The organism is Variovorax sp. PBL-H6 (assembly GCF_901827155.1).
Classification (GTDB): domain Bacteria; phylum Pseudomonadota; class Gammaproteobacteria; order Burkholderiales; family Burkholderiaceae_C; genus Variovorax.
The window spans coordinates 3,788,318-3,806,868 of record NZ_LR594659.1; the positions used below are offsets into that span (position 1 = coordinate 3,788,318).

The following is an 18,551-nucleotide window of genomic DNA, read 5'->3' on the forward strand; positions in this document are numbered from 1 at the left end:
GTTATTCAACATACCCGCTTCTGCCGCCGCCCTTGATCCTCTGGGTGAAGCTGTGGTTCGCCCAGGTCGAGACGTAGGCGTTGTGGGTGACGGTGAAGGTGACGGGGTCGAGGTGCCGGGGGCGACTGCCGTGCCGGGCGCCCCCCACAGCGACGCCATCGAGCTTGAGGACGGGCTGATTGGCACCGTTGTAGGTGAGGGTCAGGCGCCGGCCGTAGATCGCATCGGACGTGTAGGTCTGGTCGATGCCCTGGTACTGCACGCGCAGGGTGGGCTTCATGTAGCCCGGGAGCTCGGCGAGTTCCTCGCTGCCCCAGGCGGTGTTCTGGTAGGGCAGCGAGGTCTGGCGCAGGGCACCGTAGAAGGCAACGATGGTCTTGCCGCCGAGGACATCGTCCAGGGTGCTAGCGGGCTTGTTCGTGCGCAGGTAGCTCGCCAGCTTTGTGGCGTAGGTGTTCAGGTTGTTGCGGATGTTCGTCCGGTTGAGGTTCTGGACGTAGTCGGCAGTGACGGTGGCGCCGCTCTGCGCGGACGACTGGTAGGTGGCCGCGTCGTAACCTGTGGTGCTCGCGCTGGCGAGGTCAATGCCGCTCTTGAAGGTGTGAGGCTTGTAGCTGGGGTCGAAGACATACCAGCTGCCGTTGATCTTTGTCTTGACCCAGACGTGCTCGATGGAGACATCGGTCAAGGCGGCCGTGGTGCCGGGGCAGCTGCCGGCGGTGGTGGCGTTGATCTCGTAGACGGGGATCTGGGCCTGGCCCAGGAGCGACAGGACACCGCAAGCATTGGCGGTGCTCACACCCCACCACTCGGCGAGTTGGGCGGCGCTGAGCTTGGCGATGCCGCGCACGTAGTTGGCCTCCAGGCCGGAGGCGCGCAGGAGCTCGACCATCAAGGCCGCCTGGTCGTGCGCGGTGGCCTGGTTGTCGAGGACGGCACCAAGAGCACCCTTCTGGATGCCGAAGGTGGGGTAGTACTCGACGTTGTTGCGGACGTATTGGTAGATGAGGTCGGGATGGTTGCGCAGGGACCGGGCGAGCTCGGCGATGGAGGCGGGGCCGGAGGCGGCAGAGTCGCCGGAGATCTTTGCGGCGGAGGTGGATGTCGAAGTCTTGCTGGTCTTGGTCGCCGTGGATGCCGCAGTGACGCCTTGATTGACGTTGGCCGGAAGGACTCTCGACTTCAGGACGCTTTGAGCATCGGAGAAGGTGACCGGGGGCATGTTGGCGCGAAGGACGCCGGGGGCGGGAGCGAATTCGCCGGGGGTGCCGGGGGTGCTCGTGGTGCTGCCGGTAGCGGCTGCACCTCGCGCCGAGACGTTGGCCTCCTTGGCGCCGTCCTTGACGGCCTCGCGTCGCACCGGGTCCTTGGCGGTGGGAAGGTCCACAGCTTGGTAGCGCAGCGCGGGCTGGCCGCTGGCGAAGCTCAGCGAACTGCCCGAGCCTGATGCACTGCTGGAGGACGATCGCTGGCCAATCGTGGAAGTGGCCTTGGCAACGGGAACACCGAGGGCGATCGCGGGCGGCGCGGCCTTGCGTGCAATGCCTCCCTGGATCTGTGCGGCAGCAATGCCGCCTGCAAGCGATGTGGCAACGGCCACGGCAACGGCGCACGCACGCGCGAGCTTGGACATGGGGACTCCCTGGGGTTTGTTGTTGGAGACTGGCTGCACGCACCGGGCATGCGGCGAGGGGGCGGACTTTAGTCCAGCATCGCAAAAAACAATCTCACTTTTTGTCGCGCCTTTGTCGAGCCGCAAACGCAGGCAAGCTCAGGAACTCGCGCTTGGGTCCACCAGTTCCCGGGATGGTCCGCGTTCAACAATCGACCAGCCCGCCCGTAGCGCCAGCGCGCGCAGCCGCGCGTCCGGGCAGACCGCCACCGGATCGGAGACCGCGCTCAACAGGGGCAGATCGCTGATCGAATCGGAATAGAACCACGATCGCTCGAGCGCTTCGAGCGAGAGCCCGCGCGCGGCCAGGAAGCCCTTCACGTGCATCAGCTTGTGTTCCCCGAAGCACGGGTCGCCTTCGATCGTGCCGTCGAGCGAATCGTTCACCACCAGCGACCGGGTCGCCACCACGTCGGCGACGCCGAACAGCCGGCCGAAAGGCTCGGCAATGAGCCAGGTGGTGGCGGTCACGATCGCGCAGAGGTGGCCCGCGTCCTGGTGCGCGCGCACCAGCGCACGCATGGCCTGCGGCACGTGCGGTGCCATCTCGGCTTCGAACTCGGTCGCCCATTGCCGCAGCACGGCGACGCCGAAGCGGGCCAACGGCGCGACGCTGACCTGGTGCAGCTCGCGAATGTCCAGCGTGCCGGCCACGTACTGCTTGCAATAGCCGAGGTAGACCGACTCCGCATCCGCCGCCAGGATGCCGCGTGCGACCAGGAAGCGCGTCCACGCCATGCCGCTGTCGAACGGGATCAGCGTGTGGTCGAGGTCGAAGAGCGCCAGCTTCATGGCGGGACCGTGAACGGAACGCGCGCGCCTCACGCGGCCGAAGCCTCGTGCGCATGGCGCTCGAGCTGCGCCGGCAGTGCGCCGCGCAGCGCATTGCACACCACGAGCGCCTGCGCCGATTCCAGGTCCTCCCGGCGCAGCGTGCGCTCGGCCGCCTGCCACGCGGGGTCCTCGAGCAGGACCTCGCGCATCACGCCGGGCAGTGCGCCGTCGGCGACCGGGGGCGTCCACCAGCGCCCGTCGATGCGTGCGAACAGCGTGCTGCGGCCGCCCTCCGCGAGGCGGCCGTCGGCCGTGAAGAACAGGGTGTCGAAGGCGCCGGCGCTCTCCGCGGCGCGCACGCCGGCGTCGTAGCGGCTGCGCAATGTGGTCTTGTGCGCGGACAAGGGGTTTGCTTCGGGCAGGCATTCGGCGGCGACCAGCAGCTTCACCGGGCCGGCAACCAGGGGCCGTAGCGGCGCGTGCGTGAGGGACATCCGCCCGCCGTGCGCCAGCGCGAGGCGAAGCCGCGAGGGCCCGCCCGGCACGAGTACCGGCAGCGTCGCGCGCACGGCCGCAAGCGCCGCGTCACGGTCGAAGGCGAAGCCCAGGGCCCGGGCACTGCGCGCCAGACGCGCCAGGTGCCGCTCGAGGTGCCGGACGCCGTTTCGGTCGGCGAGCAGGGTTTCGAACAGCTCGAAGCCCGGATCGAGGCCGGTGAGAAAGCGGGCCTTGAGGCGGCACTCCTCGAACTCGTCGGCGGCACGGCTGTCCTGCACGATGCCCGCCCCGATGCCGATCCGCAGTGGCCGCAGCCCCTCGGCCTCGGCCCCGAGCGTGAGCGTGCGGATCGCCACCGACAGGCAGAAGTCGCCGACGCGTGCACCTTGCGACGGCGCATCGACCCAGCCGATCGCGCCGCAGTAGAGCCCGCGCGGCGTGCTCTCCAGCGCGGCAATCCATTCCATCGTGCGGTGCTTGGGCGCTCCGGTGATGGAACCGCAGGGAAACACGGCACGCAGCAGCTCGGGCATGCCGACTTCGGCACGCAGTGCCGCCTGCACCGTCGAGGTCATCTGGAACACCGTGGCGTAGGACTCGACGGCGAACAGGGTCGGCACCTTCACCGAGCCGATGCGCGCCACGCGACCGATGTCGTTGCGCAGCAGGTCGACGATCATCACGTTCTCGGCCCGGTTCTTGGAGTCCTCCGACAGCAGGCGCGCCCGCTCGCTGTCGCCCTCGGGCGTGCCGGCGCGTGCAGCCGTGCCTTTCATCGGACGCGCCGTCAGCACGCCGGCGTCATGGCGCAGGAAGAGCTCGGGCGAGCACGAGAGCACATGCGTGACATCCGTTTCTGCCCGCGCGCTGCTTCGCGGCAAGGCGATCAAAGCGCCGTAGGCCACCGGCTGGCGCGCGCGCAGCCGCCGATAGAGGCTCACCGGCGAGCCGTAGCTTCGGCCGTGCAGCCGGTAAGTGAAGTTGACCTGGTAGGTCTCGCCCTTGCCGATGGCCTCGTGGATGCGTGCGATCGCATCGGTGAAGGCTGCCTCGTCGACGCTGGGCACGAGGTCCATCACACCGGCCGGCTGTGGCTCGGACCGCCTGCCCTGCTCGCGCTCGGCGAGCCAGGTGTCGACCTCATCGGCCGAAAGACTGGTGCACTGCCGGAACATCAGCACCCGCAGCGCCGAAGCGTCGTCCGGTGCGAGCCGCGCCTGCTCGCCGTGCAGCAGCTTGGCACCCCACTCGTAGTCGGCCAGGAGCACCGCCCGCAGGCCCTGCCGCAGATCGGCATCGACCTGGGCCCACACCATGTCGAGACGCGCCGCGTCGGCACACCGATGCTCGCGGACGAAGCCGCTGTACAGCCGACTGGTGGGCTGCTGCGGCGTCGAAGCGCAGTCGTCGAGCAATGCGAATGCGGGCATTCAGTTCCAGTCTTCTTCCATGTCGTGCTTGATCCGGTGGCACTCCTTCGCCAACGCCGTGGCTTCGCCGGCTTGGAAGGGAAAGGAATGCGTCACCGGGACTCCGATTGTTGAACAAGCCGCGGGTCATGGGTTCACGAAGATCAGCTCACCTTTGCCGTCGGCCGAGAGATCGCCCAGGTGGCGTTCGATGCGGCTCGCCGGCAGTTCGCCGAAGACGCCGCCATGGCGCGCCAGGTCGCGCGCAAGCAAGGCCCAGAACACGGGCGTCGCGGCGCGGCTCGCCACGAAGGTCGGCGTCGACTCGGCACCCGCTGCCCGTGTTGCCCCGGGTGTGGCGAACACCACGCTGCCGCGGCGCATGCCGTAACCCGCATGCGCGCCGACGCGCCCGCCTGCGGCGATGGTGCCCGCGACCATGCGGGAGCCGAGGAAATCCCCGGCGTTGCCATGAAGCACGGCGGTGCCGCGGCGCATGCGGTCGCCGAAGCGCTCGCCCGCATGGCCGCGCACGACGAAGGTGCCGCCTCGCATGCCGTCCATGCTGCCCGGCAAGGTGCTGGCGGCGAAGTCGCCGACATCGCCTTCGACAGTGAGCGTGCCGCCGGCCATCTCGCAGGCCGCGAGCAGGCCGGCATTGCCCTCGATGTGCAGCTCGCCTGCGCGCATGCAGCCACCGGCATAGTGGCCGGCATGGCCTTCGATGCGGATGCGGCCGCCGTCCATTCGCCAGGCGATGTGGTCGAAGCGCTCGAGGTTGCCTTCGAAGTGAAGCGTTTCTTGCTCGTGCGAGGTGATGTCGAAGAGCTCTGCCAGTTGAACCGTGGTGTTGCCATGGCCGACTGGCAGCCGCTCGATCTGAGCGATCGGGAGGCCGGTGAGTGCAGCAGGGGTGATGCCGCGCAGGTCGATTCGCAAGGCGGGTGCCTGTCGCAGGCGGAGATGCCAGCCAGTCATTGGGGCAGCTCCCCTGTGTTTCGCGCTGCAGGGGTGCAAGGCGCTTGCGCGGTCCGCTTGATTTCGTACGTTGCTGTTGGTTGGGGGCTGGAGCCGGGGCGTCGTCCCGGCAACCCCCGGCTCCAGCCTCCAACCAGGCGCAACGTAAGAAGAGAAGTAAACCTCGAATGCCTCACGCCTCATCTCCCCCCGCAAGCAGCCGATGCAAATGAAAGTGAAAGGGCCCCAGCTTCCCTCCATAGTTGCCAGCCGAAATACGCAGCAGCCCACCCGCCCGGCCGATCGCCACGCCCGCCTCCATCCCCACGCGCATCGCCGCCCCCACGTCCCCTTCCGTCAGCCCATCGATCACGATCTCCATCACGCAGCCAACCTCCCCATCGTTCCCGCCCCCCGCCAATTCACTGTGCGCCACCAGCCCGACAAGGCTCGGACAAAAAGCATCATTCGTCGACGCACTCAGGTTCGCATAGCGGCTGCCGACCTTCGACCCCGACCGCACCACGCCGCCCGGGAAAGGCATGACGACATTGGGCAGCCGCCTCATCGCTGCAACCGCGGCCTCGGACACGGCCAGCGCAGCATCGGTGTCGCGCGCGAGGAACAGCAGGTTGCCCCCGCCCACCGCCTTCACCACCGGCGTGTCCTCCTGCGCCACGAACTCGCCGTCCATCACCGGCACGCGCCAGTAGCGAACGCCGTCGATCACCTTGGAGATCTGCCAGCCGTCGCCGAAGAAGCGCAGGTTCTTGCCGAGCGCAGCCACATCGCTGCTGCCGCCTGCGCCCGGCGGCAGGCCGGCGAAGACGGCGGTGGTCGGACAGGTCAGCACGCACTGCCCGACACGGCGTTCGATCTGCTTGGCGAGCTCCTTGCCCGACATCGAGAAGATCAGCACGCTCACCCCAGGGCGGCCGTCCGGCGTTTCCGAGGAGGCGATCTCGCGCTCGATGCCTGCCTCGCAGCCGCACGCGATCACCGAGGTCGCGAAGCCGGTGGCCGACACCGCCGCGTGGCGCGCCCACGCGATGGTGTGCGCGGTGATGACGATGCGCGTGGCCTTCATCGGAAAGGCCTCTGCGAAGGTGTCGTCGATGAGGACGCCGTTGCGTTCCCCCGCGCCCCCGCTCACGCCGCCTCCTGGAAGCAGGCCGCCGGCAGCAGCCGCCCGCCGTGGCAGCACTGGCACAGCTCGTCGTGGCCAATGGCCAGGTGATCGAAGTTGACCGAGCCCTGCGCGGCGAGGTGCCGGCGCAGCTGCTGCTCAATGCCGCGGTCGTATGCCGGCGCGACAAAGTGGGTGCCGCCCACCGGCGCAGCGGTCACGCGACCGGCGCGCGAGACCAGGACGCCGTCCTTGAACACGTACGCCGGGGTCGCGAACATGGCCTCCCGATTGCCGTCCTCGCGGTAGATCGCGATGTCGGCTGCCGCGCCCGCGCCGAGGTGGCCTCGGTCGCGAAGACCCAGCAGACGCGCAGGACCGGCGCGGGTCATGATCGCGATCTCGTAGAGCGACAGCTCGCGCGTGATCGAGCGCAACGCGGCATGGGCGGCCACATCGGGATGCAGCCTGGCGAGTTGCTCCTCGCGAAAGCTGCGGTCCATCAGCAGGCGGATCAGGTGCGGATAGCTGGTGAACGGCCCGCCGTTGGGATGGTCGGTGGTCAGCACCACGCGCCACGGATCGTCCACCAGCAGGAAGATCTCCAGGCCGATGACCCACTGGAGCGCGTTCACGTAGCTCTGCTCGCGGTAGCGGAACGGCACCACGCCGCAGCCGGCCTCGCATTCGATGTCGGCGCCGATCCATTTGCGCGGATGGGCCAGGCCCGATTGCGCATGCTGGCGCATCGTGTCGCCCGATGCGGTGACGGTCTGGCCGAACATGATCTGGCCCACGTCGATGCTGACGTTCTTGTGCGCATTCACCGCCTCCGCGATCTGCAGGGCGGCCGAGGAGAACTTCTTCGGCCCCTCGACGCCATAGGCATGGAACTGGATGTGCGTCAGGTGTCCGGGCAAGCCTTCCAGCGCAGCGATGGTGTCCAGCGTCGACTGGATGTTGCCGGCAACGCCGAGGTTGCTGCCATGGATGTGCAGCGGATGCGGCACCCCCAGTTCGCGCAACGCGCGCGCCAGCGTGTGCACCACCTGCCTGGGCGTGACCTGCCAGTGCACGTGTTTCTCGTCGACATCGAGCTTGCGCTGGTTGAACTTGAAGGCAGAAATGCCGCCGGGGTTCACCACCTTCACCCCCATCGCCTTGCTGGCGTTGAGGGTCCAGCCCGCGTAGTCGCGGATGCGCTCGAAATCCCAGCGCTCGGCCAGCATGCGCAGGAACAGCTCGTCGTTGCCGAGCATCACGTAGGCACCATGGTCGAGGATCGGCGTGTCCCCCATCTCCATGTGCGTGTGGCGCGCGTTGCAGGCCATCATGGCCGGCTCGAAGGCGGCCGTGTAGCCCATCTCGATGTAGCGGTACCCCGTGGCCAGCGTGCCAGGCGTGCAGGTGCCGCAAGAGGCCAGCTCCAGCGCGTCGTCGGGCAGCGCAAGCGGGTTCGCGTCGGATCGATGGTTCTCCGGCATCAGCATGCGTGCCAGGTTGACCTTGCCGCCGCCGATGTGGGTGTGCATGTCGATGCCACCGGCCATCACGATGCAGCCACTCGCGTCGATCTCCTCGGCCGCGGCGTCCTGCGACGGCGCCTCGACGATGCGGCCATCGCGCACATGCAGGTCGCGCACCTCGTCGCGTCCGTTCGCCGGATCGATGATGCGGCCGCCGCGCAGGCAAAGGCTTGTCATTGCACCCGTTCCTTTTTCGACACACGAACGGCCTGCGTCAGGCGGCCCACGACCTCGGCCACGCTGGGCAGCCCGTCGTCGTACAGCCGCCGCAACGGCAGCAGGACCGAGCCGTCGGTGCGGAAAAGATGGCCACCGGAGCCGATGCCCGGGGTAGACACTGGAATGAACACGCGTCCGCGCGAAGGCGCCTGCGCTTCCTGCGGCAGTTGCATCCTCGGATGGCCCAGCACGATGCACGGCAGGTCGGGCGCGGGCGGCCCGGGCTGCGGGCCGAAACTCGACACCCACAGCAGCAGGTCCACGGCGCCGTCGGACAGCAGGCGTTGCGCATCGAAGCACAGCGACTCGTGCTCCAGGCCCCTCGGCCCGGCGCGCGAACGCAGCGGCAGGCCGGAAAGCCAGGCGAAGACCTGGTTCACCGTCGAGGCGCCGTCGTCACCGCCCAGCGCCAGCGAGGCCGCGCGCGTGCCGAGGTTGAGGGTGGCGACGATGCGCTGGATGCCCTCGACGATCAGCGCGCCCTGCGCGGGCAGGCGGCCCGTCTCGTAGACCAGGACCGCGTAGCGAGCCACACGCAGGCGCTGCGCCAGCGCCGCGAGGCCGGCCGGCACGCGCCCATCGTCCGCCGCGAGGCGGCCGGCCACCAGCGCCGCGAGCAGCGCCACGGTGTCGAACAAGTCGCCATGGAGCGGCAGGACCTCGGTGCGTGCGCCCTCCGGCTCGCCCACGCCGCACCGGCGAAAGAACTCGGGATAGCGTGGCGTGGGCTCCCCGGTCATGCAGACGATCAGGTCGGCCCGGCTCCTGACCTCGGCCAGGGTGGTCGAAAAGCCGCCGCGGTCCTGCAGCGCACGCAGGCCGTGCATCAACGCCGGTCCTCCGGCCGGGTCGCAAATGGCGCCTGTTTCGCAGGCCAGCGCATGAAGCGCCCGCGCGCCCGCGACATCGGTGCCCAGCCCGCCGAACAAGGGCTGCCGGCTGGCGGCGAGCATGGATGCAGCGGCGGCAAGCGCGCTCTCGACATCGCAGTCCCGGCCGTCGACGCTTGGCCGCTCGGCTGCGGGGGCGCCGCCGAACATCGCCAGCGCCGCGTGCGCCCTCGGGCACTCGCTGCCGGTCAGCGTGGGCGGCATGCCGGGCGGCCCGAGCGCCACGCCGAAGCTGTCGCACAACAAGGGGCAGAAAGGACAGGTCCACGGAGCCTGGCCGGGCTGTTCGGTTGCGTCGACGGGCGTCATGGGCGGGCAACCACGCAAAGCACGTGCCATTCACCCGGCAGGCGGCGGCGCAACGCGGCAGGGCCGCCGACACGCGCGTTATGAGACAGAGTGTTGCGCTTTCGTGCGTTCAAGAGGCGCCGGCACTCACCGGGCGCACGGCGCCCGAGCCGCTTTTCGGGATGGCACGGTTCGTGTGTGCTGCCCGCTCATGGCGCGCCCCCGAACCCTCCTCGTCCCTGCGCTTGCGGCTCAGCGCTGTATCCGCGGCAGTTGCAGGTCGTGCAGGGCGCTGGCCACCAGCCAGGCATCGGCTCCCGCTGCGGCGGCGCGCGCCAGGTCGCCCTCGCTGCGGATGCCACCCGCGCCGATCAACATGGCGCCGGGGGCCAGGCGGCGAACGTCTCGCAAGGTGTCCAGGTCCGGCCCGGCGCCGGAGCCGACGCGTTCGAGCGTCATCACGATCAGCCGCTTCGGCCACAGCGCCACCGCATCCCAGCAGCCGGCGGCGTCGAGGCGCTGGCCGTCGCGCCGGTCCAGCGACAGCGCGGCCTGCGAATCGTCGTCCCCGGCGCCGAAGCAGCGCTCGAGCGCCTCGCGCGAGCGCAGGGATTCGCTGCCATACACGAGCACGATGCGAGAGGCGAACGGCGCCAGCCGGCTGCGCAATGCCTGCCCGGCCGATGCGTCCGCCAGGCCTGCGTCCAGCCACAACTCGATGCCCGGAAGTGCCTCCAGCAGCCCGGCCAGCACCGTGACCTGCGTGGCCCCGCCCTGCAGGGCGTCGAGGTCGGCCACGTACAACTGCCGCGCCGCACAGTGATCGCACAGGATGCGCGCCACCGTCACCGGATCGCTGCTGCCGCACAGCGCCGACACGATCGGCCGGTACGCCTGCCGGTCGCCGCGCACGGCACGCACGACCTGGCCTTGCAGCAGGTCGATGACGGGGATCAGGTTCAATTCGGAAATCATGGGCAGGCACCCGGAAGAAGGATGGAAATGACGACACGCGTCTTCGTTTACGAGTATCTCAGCGGTGGCGGCTGGAGCGAGCACGGCGACGACGCGGCGGCCGACGAACTGCTGCCGCTGGGGTTGTCGATGCGCGATGCCATGGTCTCAGACCTGATGCGCGTTCGCGATTGTTCGGTGTCGGCGGCCACGTGTGTCCCCGTGAACACCCTGCCCAGCCGCGCCACGCCGCTGCGTCCGCTTGCGGGTGAATCGGCCTTCGCCTTCGTCGCGCGGCAGAGCGTGCTGCACGACCTGGTGTGGCTGGTCGCACCCGAGACGGATGGCCTGCTGGCGCGCTTCCAGCGGATCGTGGGCGACGCGCGCTGGCTGGGCTGCAGCGCCGAGGCCATCGAACTCGCCGCCGGCAAGCGGGCCACGCTCGCGCACCTGGCGGCGCACGGCATGACGACGCCGCTGGCCTTCGAGCATGCACCCGGGATCGAGCGCTGGGTGGTCAAGCCCGACGATGGCGCCGGCGGCGTGGCGACCCGCGTGCACGACCGGCGCGCGGCCGCGCTCGAGGACCAGGCGCAACGGGCGAGTGCCGGCGCGCCGGTCACGCTCGAGCCCTGGGTCGAAGGCGAGGCCTTGAGCCTGTCGCTGCTGTGCACGCCGCACAGGACCGAGATGCTGAGCATCAACCGCCAGCGGATCGCGGTCGATGCGCATGGGCGGCTTTGCTTCGAAGGCGTCACGGTCGATGCGCTCGGCCGCAACGATCCGCGAGCGGAGCCGCTGGCGGACCTGGCCGGGCAGGTGGCACGCGCCATTCCGGGCTTGCAGGGCTTCGCCGGCATCGACCTGGTCTGGCATCCGCAGCGCGGCCCGGTGGTGATCGAGGTCAACCCACGCGTCACTTGCGCCTATGTCGGGCTCTCGGCGGCGCTGGGTCGAAACCTGGCAGCCGAACTGGTCGCGAGTCGGCTGCACGGCAGCACCCACGATCGGGATCTTGCGCGTGCCGACGCCTGAACGCACCACCCTCGGGTGGGACATCGGCGGCGCACATGTCAAGGCCTGCGTGCTGCAACGCGGCGAGGTGGTGGACGTGGCGCAGTGGGGATGCCCGCTCTGGCAGGGACTCGACCACCTGACAAGCGCACTGCAGGCCGCGCGGGCACGCTGGCCCGCGCTCGACGCCGCGCAGCATGCCGTGACCATGACGGGCGAGATGGTCGATCTCTTCCCCGACCGTGAAGCCGGTGTTCGAGGCATTGCCGCGGCGCTGGCCGCATCGCTTCCCGCGGCGCCGGATGCGCTGCACTTCTTTGCCGGAGACGCGGGCTGGTGCGGCGCCGCCGAGGTGGCGGCGCAGTGGGCGTGCATCGCCTCCGCCAACTGGCTCGCCACGGCACGGCACGCAGCGCTCATGTTTCCCGAAGGCGTGCTGGTCGACATCGGCAGCACGACCACCGACCTGATCGCATTCGGCAACGCTCGCGTGCTGAGCGCGAGCCGCAGCGACGCCGAACGGCTGGTGAGCGGCGAGCTGGCCTACCACGGCGTGGTGCGCACTCCCTTGTGCGCGCTGACCCAGCGCATCACGTGGCGCGGCCATGCACGCCACGTGATGAACGAATTCTTCGCCACGACGGCCGATGTCTACCGGCTCTGCGGCGAGCTCGATCCGGCGCACGACCTGCATCCGAGTGCCGACAACGCGGCCAAGAGCCCGGCCGCAACCCGCCAGCGGCTCGCGCGCATGGTCGGGCTCGACGAGCGCGACGCCACGCCCGACGAATGGCTCGACCTGGCGCGGGCCTGGCGCAGCGCCCAGCTCGAAGCGCTGGCCGCGCCATTGCGTCGCGTGCTGGCCGCCCATGCGCTTTCGGATCGGGCCGTGATCGTCGGCGCCGGCTGCGGCGCGTTCCTGGTACCGGAGCTCGCAGCCGCAGCCGCCGAAGCCGCACCGCGCCGGCTGGCCGCGTATGGCGGCGATGTCGCAAGCGTGGGGCGCCATGCGGCCGCAGGAACGGCCGGCTGGGCGCAAGTGTGCGCCCCCAGCGTCGCGGTGGCGGCGCTGTTCGAGCGGGAGCACGACTGATGTGGGTGGTCAAGATCGGCGGCAGTCTCTGCGGCGACCCGGTGCTGCTGCAGTGGCTCGATCTGCTGACCCAGCTCGGCGGCGGCCGCGTGACGATCGTCTGCGGCGGCGGCAGCTTTGCCGATGAAGTGCGGCGCGTCCAGGCGCATTGGGAGTTCGATGACCTCGCCGCCCACAACATGGCCGTGCTGGCCATGGCGCAGACCGCCTACCAGTTGCACGCGCTGAACCCCGCACTTCAGCTGGCCGCGCGCCGCGCCGACATTCCCGCCCTGCTGCATCTTGGCAAGACCGCGCTGTGGCTGCCCTTCGAGCTCAGGCGCGACCAGCCGGACGCACGGACCGGCTGGGACACCACCTCCGACACGATTGCGCTGGACCTGGCGAAGCATCTCAACGCCGAGCAGTTGGTGATGGTCAAGTCCTGCGCCATCGACCCGGCGCTGACACTGGCCGAGCTCGGCGCCAGCGGCGTGCTCGACCCCGGATTCGCGCAGTTGTCGGGCGACGCGGCCTTCCCCATTACCCTGCTTCACAAGAACCAGGTGGCCGCCATGCGCGCACTGCTGCTGGGCGAAGCCAACTACGCGGTGCGCTGAGCGCCGGCGCAGCAGCTCAGGCAGGTGCAGGCTCGACCGCCTGCCCGTGCAGCAGCCCGGCCAATGCCGCGAGCCGTCGGGGGCAGAGCGCCGTCGCGCGGTCACCGATGCAAACGGCGCTGCGAAAGCCCGCGAAATCGGGCGCCAGCGCCAGCACCAGCGGGACATGCGTCGTGCGCAGCGCGCCTGCCAACCCAACGAGCCGGCCCGACGCCCGCACCCGCGCCAGGAAATCGCGCAGCTCCGGGATCGGCAACACATCGAAAAGGCTGCCGGCCTGCTTGTCGGCCGTGTCGACCATCAGCGCCGGAAAGGCGAGGCCGCAGGCGTGCGCAACCAGCGCCGGATCCAGGCCGCGGTCGGCCACGAAGACCGGCACCACCGGCCAGCCGCCCTGCGCCAATGCTTCGAGCACTGCAAAGGCCTCGGGCCCGCGCTCGATGCCGACCTTGACGTAGTCGACGCCGCAGGCATCGACGGCCTCGACCTGGGCCAGGATGCGCGGCAGCGCATGCATCGGCAGATCGCCGATGGTGGCGCTCACGGGCCGTGCGACCGCCTGCGCGCGCAAGGCGCCCACCACGGCAGCGATCGTCGCCACCGGCAAGCCACCCAGCGCGCCCTCCCCAGGCTCCTTCAAGTCGATGAAGTCGGCTCCGCTGCCAGCCGCAAGCAGTGCCTCCGGCACGCTGCGGACACTCACCAGCATGCGCGTCGCCGTCATGGTCGTCGAAGTCATGTGCGCTCCTGCGGGTGGGCCTTGTGCTGCGCAACCGCGGCACGCAGCCACTCCCAGGCTTCGCGCTCCTCGGGGCCCGCCGTCTTGTCGATCGCGATCTGCAGGTAGCTCATTTCGGTTTCCACTTTCTCGGATGCCAGCATGTGCAGGCGGCTGACCAGCACCGCCCCTTCGATCACCGCAGCCTGCGCGCGATTGAAGCCGGCGAAGGGTGCGTGCGTGGCCTCGTGCACGGCACGCATGCGCAGCACCGGCCGCTGCACGTCGTCGCGACGCTCGTCCAGCGCCAGTTCGACATGGCGCAGTGCACAGGCGAGCCGCACGCCTTCGATGCGTTCGGCCGCGTGCGTGGGCCAGACCTTGCGCCCGGTCACGCACCCGGCGAAAACGCGGGTGTCGCACACGATGTTGAGCACCGCGAGGCCGGTCGCCACGATGTTGTCGTGCGTGGTGGACGGCTTGAACGGCATCAGCACCACGCCGCCTTCCTGGTAGCGGATGCCCATCGGCGCGACGTGCGCCTGCCCGCCGGGTGCGACGGTGGTCACCACCGCTTCGAAGATCTGGTCGTTCATGGGCGCGCTCACCGGGGCTCGGCCGCATTGCTTCGCGCCGCCTTCATGGTGGTCCCCGGTGCGCACCAGCGCGCCAGGTCTTCGGTGGCGCGCGGCGCCGCGCAGCCCCAGTCCAGCGGCTGGTCCTGCACGTAGCGCTTGCCCAGCTGCCACGCGATCTCGGCCCGCGCGAGCTCGACACCCATGTAGAAGGCGTGGTCGGCGTCGTCGTGCAGCTTCAGTTGCGGCCAAAGCTCGAAGGCGCCCTGCCCCAGGCGCAGCCCGTCCCGGTTGTACACGTGCAGGCCGCGGGGCGAGACCTGCACGCGGAAGTTCGGGTCCTTCACTTGCGCGGCGATCTCTTCGATTTCTTCCGGCGTGTCGGGAAACGGATGCTTGGCGTGCACCGTCATCAGCGCGTCGCTCATGCCCTTTGGCAACGTGCCGTTCCGGGACGCGGCGTGCATGATGCGGCGCGCCCAGTCGGCCTCGCACACGGCGCGGCGCGCATGCTGGCTGACCTGCGTCGTGAGCACGGCGGCGACATTCAATTCGGCGGCAATGCCGAAGAGCACGGCGTTGATGCCGCTCGTGTCGGCCTCGGTGAGCTCGGTGAGGTTGCCGATGCCGAGCATGATGGGCGCGTCCGCAAAGCGCTCGCGCAACCGGTGGTAGCGCACGATCGAGGCGGTCAGCCCGAACGGGATCGGGTCGAGGATCGAATCCGCCAGAAAGGCGCGCCCGCGGCGCTGCAGCTGCGCCACCGCTTCGTGCAGCGACGCCTCGTCGGCCGGCACGCGCGGGATCAGCACCGGCGTCGCGGCCACCTCGTCGGCGATCCACAGGGTGTCGAGCGTGAGGCTCAGCAGGTAGTCCGCGCCGGCCTTGCCGCCCCGCAGCAGCTCGTTCGAATCGCTCGAATCGACGCTGACCTGGAAGCCCGCCGCCTTGAGCGCCTGCACGCTCTCGGCGAGATGATCGAAGCGCGTCTCGGGCAGGCAGCCGAGATCGATGACGTTGGCACCGTCGGCCGCCAGGCGCTCGGCGCGATCGATGATCTGCGCGACCGACAGCCGAGGCGCATCGACGATCTCGGCGAAGATCGAGACCTCGTACGCATCCAGCTCGACAGGCTGTGCGGCGCGGTCGAAGTGGCGCGGCAAGTCCTTCAGCTCCTGCGGGCCGCGCTCCACGGGGATGCCGTAGTGAACGCTCAAGGCCTCCACATCGCCCCGGCAGCGGCCCGGCACGATGATGCGGTCGGCACGGCGCCCTTCGCCTTCGCCTTTGCCTTCGCTGGACACAGGGGCCGCGACGCGTCGGCGAATCAGGTCCGTCGTCATGAGCGCAGCGACCTGCAACCCGATCTCCCGCACCTCCCATGTGAACGGGGCCGCCTCGATGCCGGCCAGCACCCGCGTGAGGCTGGCCTGGGCAAGGCGCCCGGTCAGGAAGACGATGTGTTCCATGCGAGAGAGAGTTCCTTCAGTCGTGCATCGAGCACTGCCTCGAGTTCGGCGGGCGAAGAGACCACGCGGCAGAAATCGATGCCGCGCAGCCGCTCCACGTTGTCCAGTTCGATGCGCCGGGGGCGCAGCGTGACCCAGTCGTGCGGCGATTTGGTCACCACCACCGGTTCGGTGTCGCATGCAAACACGATGCCAGGGATGCCGAGCTTGCCGGCCTGCGCGAACATGTTGGTGGGCAGCGTGTCGCTGATGCCATAGGCACACTTGGCCACCGTGTTGCTGGTGGCGGGTGCGACCACCACCGTGTGATAGATGTCGTCGTAGAGCATGCCGACCGGCACTCCGCTGGCCGTCTTGTCGCGAAACACGCGAAAGCGCGGCTTGAGCGCCTCGATGTTCAGCTTGTAGATGGGCAGCACTTCCTCGGCAGCCGCCGACAGGAACAGGTCCACGCACGGCAGGCGGGCCGCCAAGGCCAGCGACTCCTCGAGGAAATGGCCCGAGCCTGTGATGCACCAGGCCAGGCGCGAGCGCGGCGGGGACGCGGGCAGTTGCGACTCGCTGCCTTCGAGGGCGAGAACCGCGCCGCGCGGATCGAAAGCGCCGGCATCGGGATGCCCCTCCCCGGCCGCGGCCGGCGGATGCGCGGGCTCAGTCGGGCGCCGAGATCTCGATGTGGAGCTTGTGGAGTTTTCGGTACAAGGTGTTGCGGCTGACATCGAGCGCCTTGGCGACGTTGCTCACGTTCCAACGATGCTGCTCCAGCATCTGCAAGAGAACCTGCCGCTCGTTGGCTTGAATCGGGTTGAGTTTGACCGCGGGCACCGGGTCGACAGTCGCCGTGCTCGCCTCGGCACCCATCCTGTCCTCGGCAAAGACCGGCAGCGCAGCAGGGGCGTGCACCGGCGACGACACCTGCCTGGCCGCGAGTGAAGGCAGGTGCTCCCGCGTGATGGTCTTGCCGTCGGCCAACGCGGCGGCGGTGCGCAGCACGTGCCGCAGCTGCCGCAGGTTGCCGGGCCACGGATGCGCCATCAGCAGGCGCTCGGCCTCGTCGCCGAGCCTGGAGGCGCTGCCGCCTTCGTCCGCCAGAACCGTCTGGATCAGCTCGCGCTTGTCGCTGCGGTCGCGCAAGGGCGGCAGGTCGAGCTCGATGCCGGCCAGGCGGTAGTACAGGTCTTCGCGGAACCGGCCTTCGCGCACCAGGGTCGGCAAATGGTTATGGCTCGCGCTCACGAGCTGGAAGTCCACCGGATGGGTTTCTTCGGTGCCGAGCGGCGTGACCTGCCTTTCGTCGAGCACGCGCAGCAGGCGGGCCTGCAATTCGAGCGGCATGTCGGCGATTTCGTCGAGGAACAGCGTGCCGCCGTCGGCCTGCAGGATCTTGCCGCGGCGTCCGCTGCGCTGCGCGCCGGTGAAGGCGCCGGCCTTGTAGCCGAAGAGCTCGGACTCGATCAGCGTCTCGGGCAGGCTCGCGCAGTTGACCGCCACGAAGGCGCCGTCGGCATGCGGGCTGGTCTCGTGAATGGCGCGCGCGAAAACCTCCTTGCCGGAGCCGGTCTCGCCGCACAGCAGCACCGGGGTGCGGCGCGCCACCACACGCCGGGCGGTGTCGAGGTGCGCGACGAGCCGGGCGTCCTTGAAGGTGCGGATGCTGGGCGCAGTGCCCACCGCGGGCACGCGGGAAGGCGCGCGAAAGCCTTCGGCCTGCGGCTCGGCCAGTGCCAGCATGGCCGTGCCCGCTACACGCGCACGCGCGGGCGTGTCGGCGTCGGATGCAGGCCGGCGTGCGACTGCAAAGAAGCGCAGCGCCGCCTTGGCGCGGTACGCCACCACCGGGTGGAACGAAGAAGACAGGCTGCGCTGCAGGATGTCCTCGAGCGAGGTCTGGAACAGGTCGTCGATGCGCTGGGCGCGGATCTCGTCCATGGAATGCAGGCCGAGCTGGAACAGGGCGCTTCGGTTGGCCGCCAGGATGCGTCCGTCCTCGCCGACGGCCAGCTTGCCTTCGTGCAGCGTGTAGACGAATTCGGGGCGGCTGTGGAAGTGCAGCGGGTGCGCATTCGAAAAGCGCTTGTCGATGAGCCGGTTCTCGATCATGCGCACGGTCATGCCGAGCAGCACCAGCACGTGCTGCTGCATCAGGCTCGATCGGCTGGTGACGTCGAGCACGCCGATGATCTCGCCCGCCGGGTCGAGCACCGGCACCGCCGAACAGGTGAGCTGCGTGAACTGGCTGAAGAAATGCTCGTCGCGCCGCACCGAGATCGGATGCGCGGCCGCGAGGCAGGTGCCCATGCCGTTGGTGCCGGCCTCGGCTTCACCCCACATGCCGCCGGCGTGCAGGCCCATCGGCTCGACCTCGGCAGCGAACTCCGGCGAAGACACCATGTGCACGATCACGCCATCGGTGTCGGTCAGCACCACTGCACACTGGGGATCGGCGAGCTGCTGATAGAGCGTGGTCATCTCGTAGCGCGCGCATTCGATCACGTCGGCATGCTGGTTGCGCCGGCTCTGCAAGGCCCCCGACTCGATCACCACCGGCTCCCGCGCGCGTCCGGGGTCGAGGTGGTACTGATTCAGGCAGCGGCTCCACGAGCGCGTGACGAGGTCGTTGCCCTCTTCGTGAAAGCCTCGCCTCACGACGTCGAGCACGCGGTCGGCGTGCCGGTCACCTTGCCGCGGCATCAATGTCATTGGAGTTCTCCGGCGCGTTCCATCGTGTCTCCTTCGTCATTGTTGAGCTTGACGGCACGCCGCGCACCCG

Annotated in this window: 16 protein-coding genes; 3 read left to right on the forward strand and 13 right to left on the reverse strand. The window is 69.5% G+C overall.

Annotation, left to right across the window (positions count from 1 at the left end; genetic code table 11):
• Position 1: 1 nt before the first annotated feature.
• The 8 genes from G3W89_RS17905 to G3W89_RS17940 all read right to left on the reverse strand — a co-directional run bounded on the left by G3W89_RS17905 (position 2) and on the right by G3W89_RS17940 (position 10,334).
• Complete coding sequence (locus tag G3W89_RS17905; protein WP_232076606.1) at positions 2-1,633, reverse strand: transglutaminase domain-containing protein; 1,632 nt, start codon at positions 1,631-1,633, stop codon at positions 2-4.
• A 138-nt stretch (positions 1,634-1,771) separates the two neighbouring features.
• Complete coding sequence (locus tag G3W89_RS17910; RefSeq protein ID WP_162575442.1) at positions 1,772-2,464, reverse strand: HAD family hydrolase; 693 nt, start codon at positions 2,462-2,464, stop codon at positions 1,772-1,774.
• A gap of 29 nt (positions 2,465-2,493) precedes the next feature.
• Entirely contained in the window at positions 2,494-4,374 is a 1,881-nt protein-coding gene (pabB, locus tag G3W89_RS17915; RefSeq protein WP_162575443.1) for an aminodeoxychorismate synthase component I, read from the reverse strand.
• Positions 4,375-4,500: 126 nt separating this feature from the next.
• Positions 4,501-5,331: a formylmethanofuran dehydrogenase subunit C gene (locus tag G3W89_RS17920; RefSeq protein ID WP_162575444.1), complete on the reverse strand. Its 831-nt coding sequence runs from the start codon at positions 5,329-5,331 to the stop codon at positions 4,501-4,503.
• A gap of 172 nt (positions 5,332-5,503) precedes the next feature.
• A complete protein-coding gene (gene fhcD / locus G3W89_RS17925) occupies positions 5,504-6,463 on the reverse strand; it encodes a formylmethanofuran--tetrahydromethanopterin N-formyltransferase (RefSeq protein WP_269474977.1) in 960 nt (319 codons plus the stop codon).
• Positions 6,460-8,139, reverse strand: coding sequence for a formylmethanofuran dehydrogenase subunit A (locus G3W89_RS17930; protein WP_162575445.1), 1,680 nt, complete (start codon positions 8,137-8,139; stop codon positions 6,460-6,462). The genes fhcD and G3W89_RS17930 overlap by 4 nt, the downstream gene beginning before the upstream one ends.
• Complete coding sequence (locus G3W89_RS17935) at positions 8,136-9,380, reverse strand: formylmethanofuran dehydrogenase (protein ID WP_162575446.1); 1,245 nt, start codon at positions 9,378-9,380, stop codon at positions 8,136-8,138. The genes G3W89_RS17930 and G3W89_RS17935 overlap by 4 nt, the downstream gene beginning before the upstream one ends.
• A gap of 231 nt (positions 9,381-9,611) precedes the next feature.
• Positions 9,612-10,334, reverse strand: a complete 723-nt coding sequence (locus G3W89_RS17940) for a HisA/HisF-related TIM barrel protein (protein WP_162575447.1) — start codon at positions 10,332-10,334, stop codon at positions 9,612-9,614.
• A 27-nt stretch (positions 10,335-10,361) separates the two neighbouring features.
• Here G3W89_RS17940 and G3W89_RS17945 point away from each other — a divergent pair, with 27 nt between their 5' ends.
• From G3W89_RS17945 to G3W89_RS17955, 3 genes are read left to right on the forward strand one after another with little or no spacing between them, the layout of a single operon-like run.
• Positions 10,362-11,348 carry an ATP-grasp domain-containing protein gene (locus tag G3W89_RS17945; protein WP_162575448.1) on the forward strand — a complete coding sequence of 329 codons (987 nt, stop codon included), beginning with the start codon at positions 10,362-10,364 and terminating at the stop codon, positions 11,346-11,348.
• Complete coding sequence (locus G3W89_RS17950) at positions 11,335-12,420, forward strand: hydantoinase/oxoprolinase family protein (protein WP_232076607.1); 1,086 nt, start codon at positions 11,335-11,337, stop codon at positions 12,418-12,420. Before G3W89_RS17945 ends, G3W89_RS17950 begins: the two co-directional genes overlap by 14 nt.
• Positions 12,420-13,019, forward strand: coding sequence for an amino acid kinase family protein (locus G3W89_RS17955; protein WP_162575450.1), 600 nt, complete (start codon positions 12,420-12,422; stop codon positions 13,017-13,019). The genes G3W89_RS17950 and G3W89_RS17955 overlap by 1 nt, the downstream gene beginning before the upstream one ends.
• 16 nt (positions 13,020-13,035) lie before the next feature.
• On the opposite strand, the gene G3W89_RS17960 is transcribed toward G3W89_RS17955, so the two are convergent.
• From G3W89_RS17960 to G3W89_RS17980, 5 genes are read right to left on the reverse strand one after another with little or no spacing between them, the layout of a single operon-like run.
• Positions 13,036-13,758 carry a (5-formylfuran-3-yl)methyl phosphate synthase gene (locus G3W89_RS17960; RefSeq protein WP_232076609.1) on the reverse strand — a complete coding sequence of 241 codons (723 nt, stop codon included), beginning with the start codon at positions 13,756-13,758 and terminating at the stop codon, positions 13,036-13,038.
• On the reverse strand, positions 13,755-14,333 hold the full coding sequence (locus G3W89_RS17965; RefSeq protein WP_162575451.1) for a DUF447 domain-containing protein: 579 nt from the start codon (positions 14,331-14,333) through the stop codon (positions 13,755-13,757). Before G3W89_RS17965 ends, G3W89_RS17960 begins: the two co-directional genes overlap by 4 nt.
• Positions 14,334-14,341: 8 nt before the next feature.
• Positions 14,342-15,781: a DUF6513 domain-containing protein gene (locus G3W89_RS17970; protein WP_162575452.1), complete on the reverse strand. Its 1,440-nt coding sequence runs from the start codon at positions 15,779-15,781 to the stop codon at positions 14,342-14,344.
• Positions 15,760-16,500 (reverse strand): flavoprotein, encoded by a 741-nt coding sequence (locus G3W89_RS17975; protein WP_162575453.1) that lies wholly within the window; start codon positions 16,498-16,500, stop codon positions 15,760-15,762. The genes G3W89_RS17970 and G3W89_RS17975 overlap by 22 nt, the downstream gene beginning before the upstream one ends.
• Positions 16,433-18,481 carry a sigma-54-dependent Fis family transcriptional regulator gene (locus tag G3W89_RS17980; protein WP_162575454.1) on the reverse strand — a complete coding sequence of 683 codons (2,049 nt, stop codon included), beginning with the start codon at positions 18,479-18,481 and terminating at the stop codon, positions 16,433-16,435. The genes G3W89_RS17975 and G3W89_RS17980 overlap by 68 nt, the downstream gene beginning before the upstream one ends.
• Positions 18,482-18,551 lie beyond the last annotated feature (70 nt).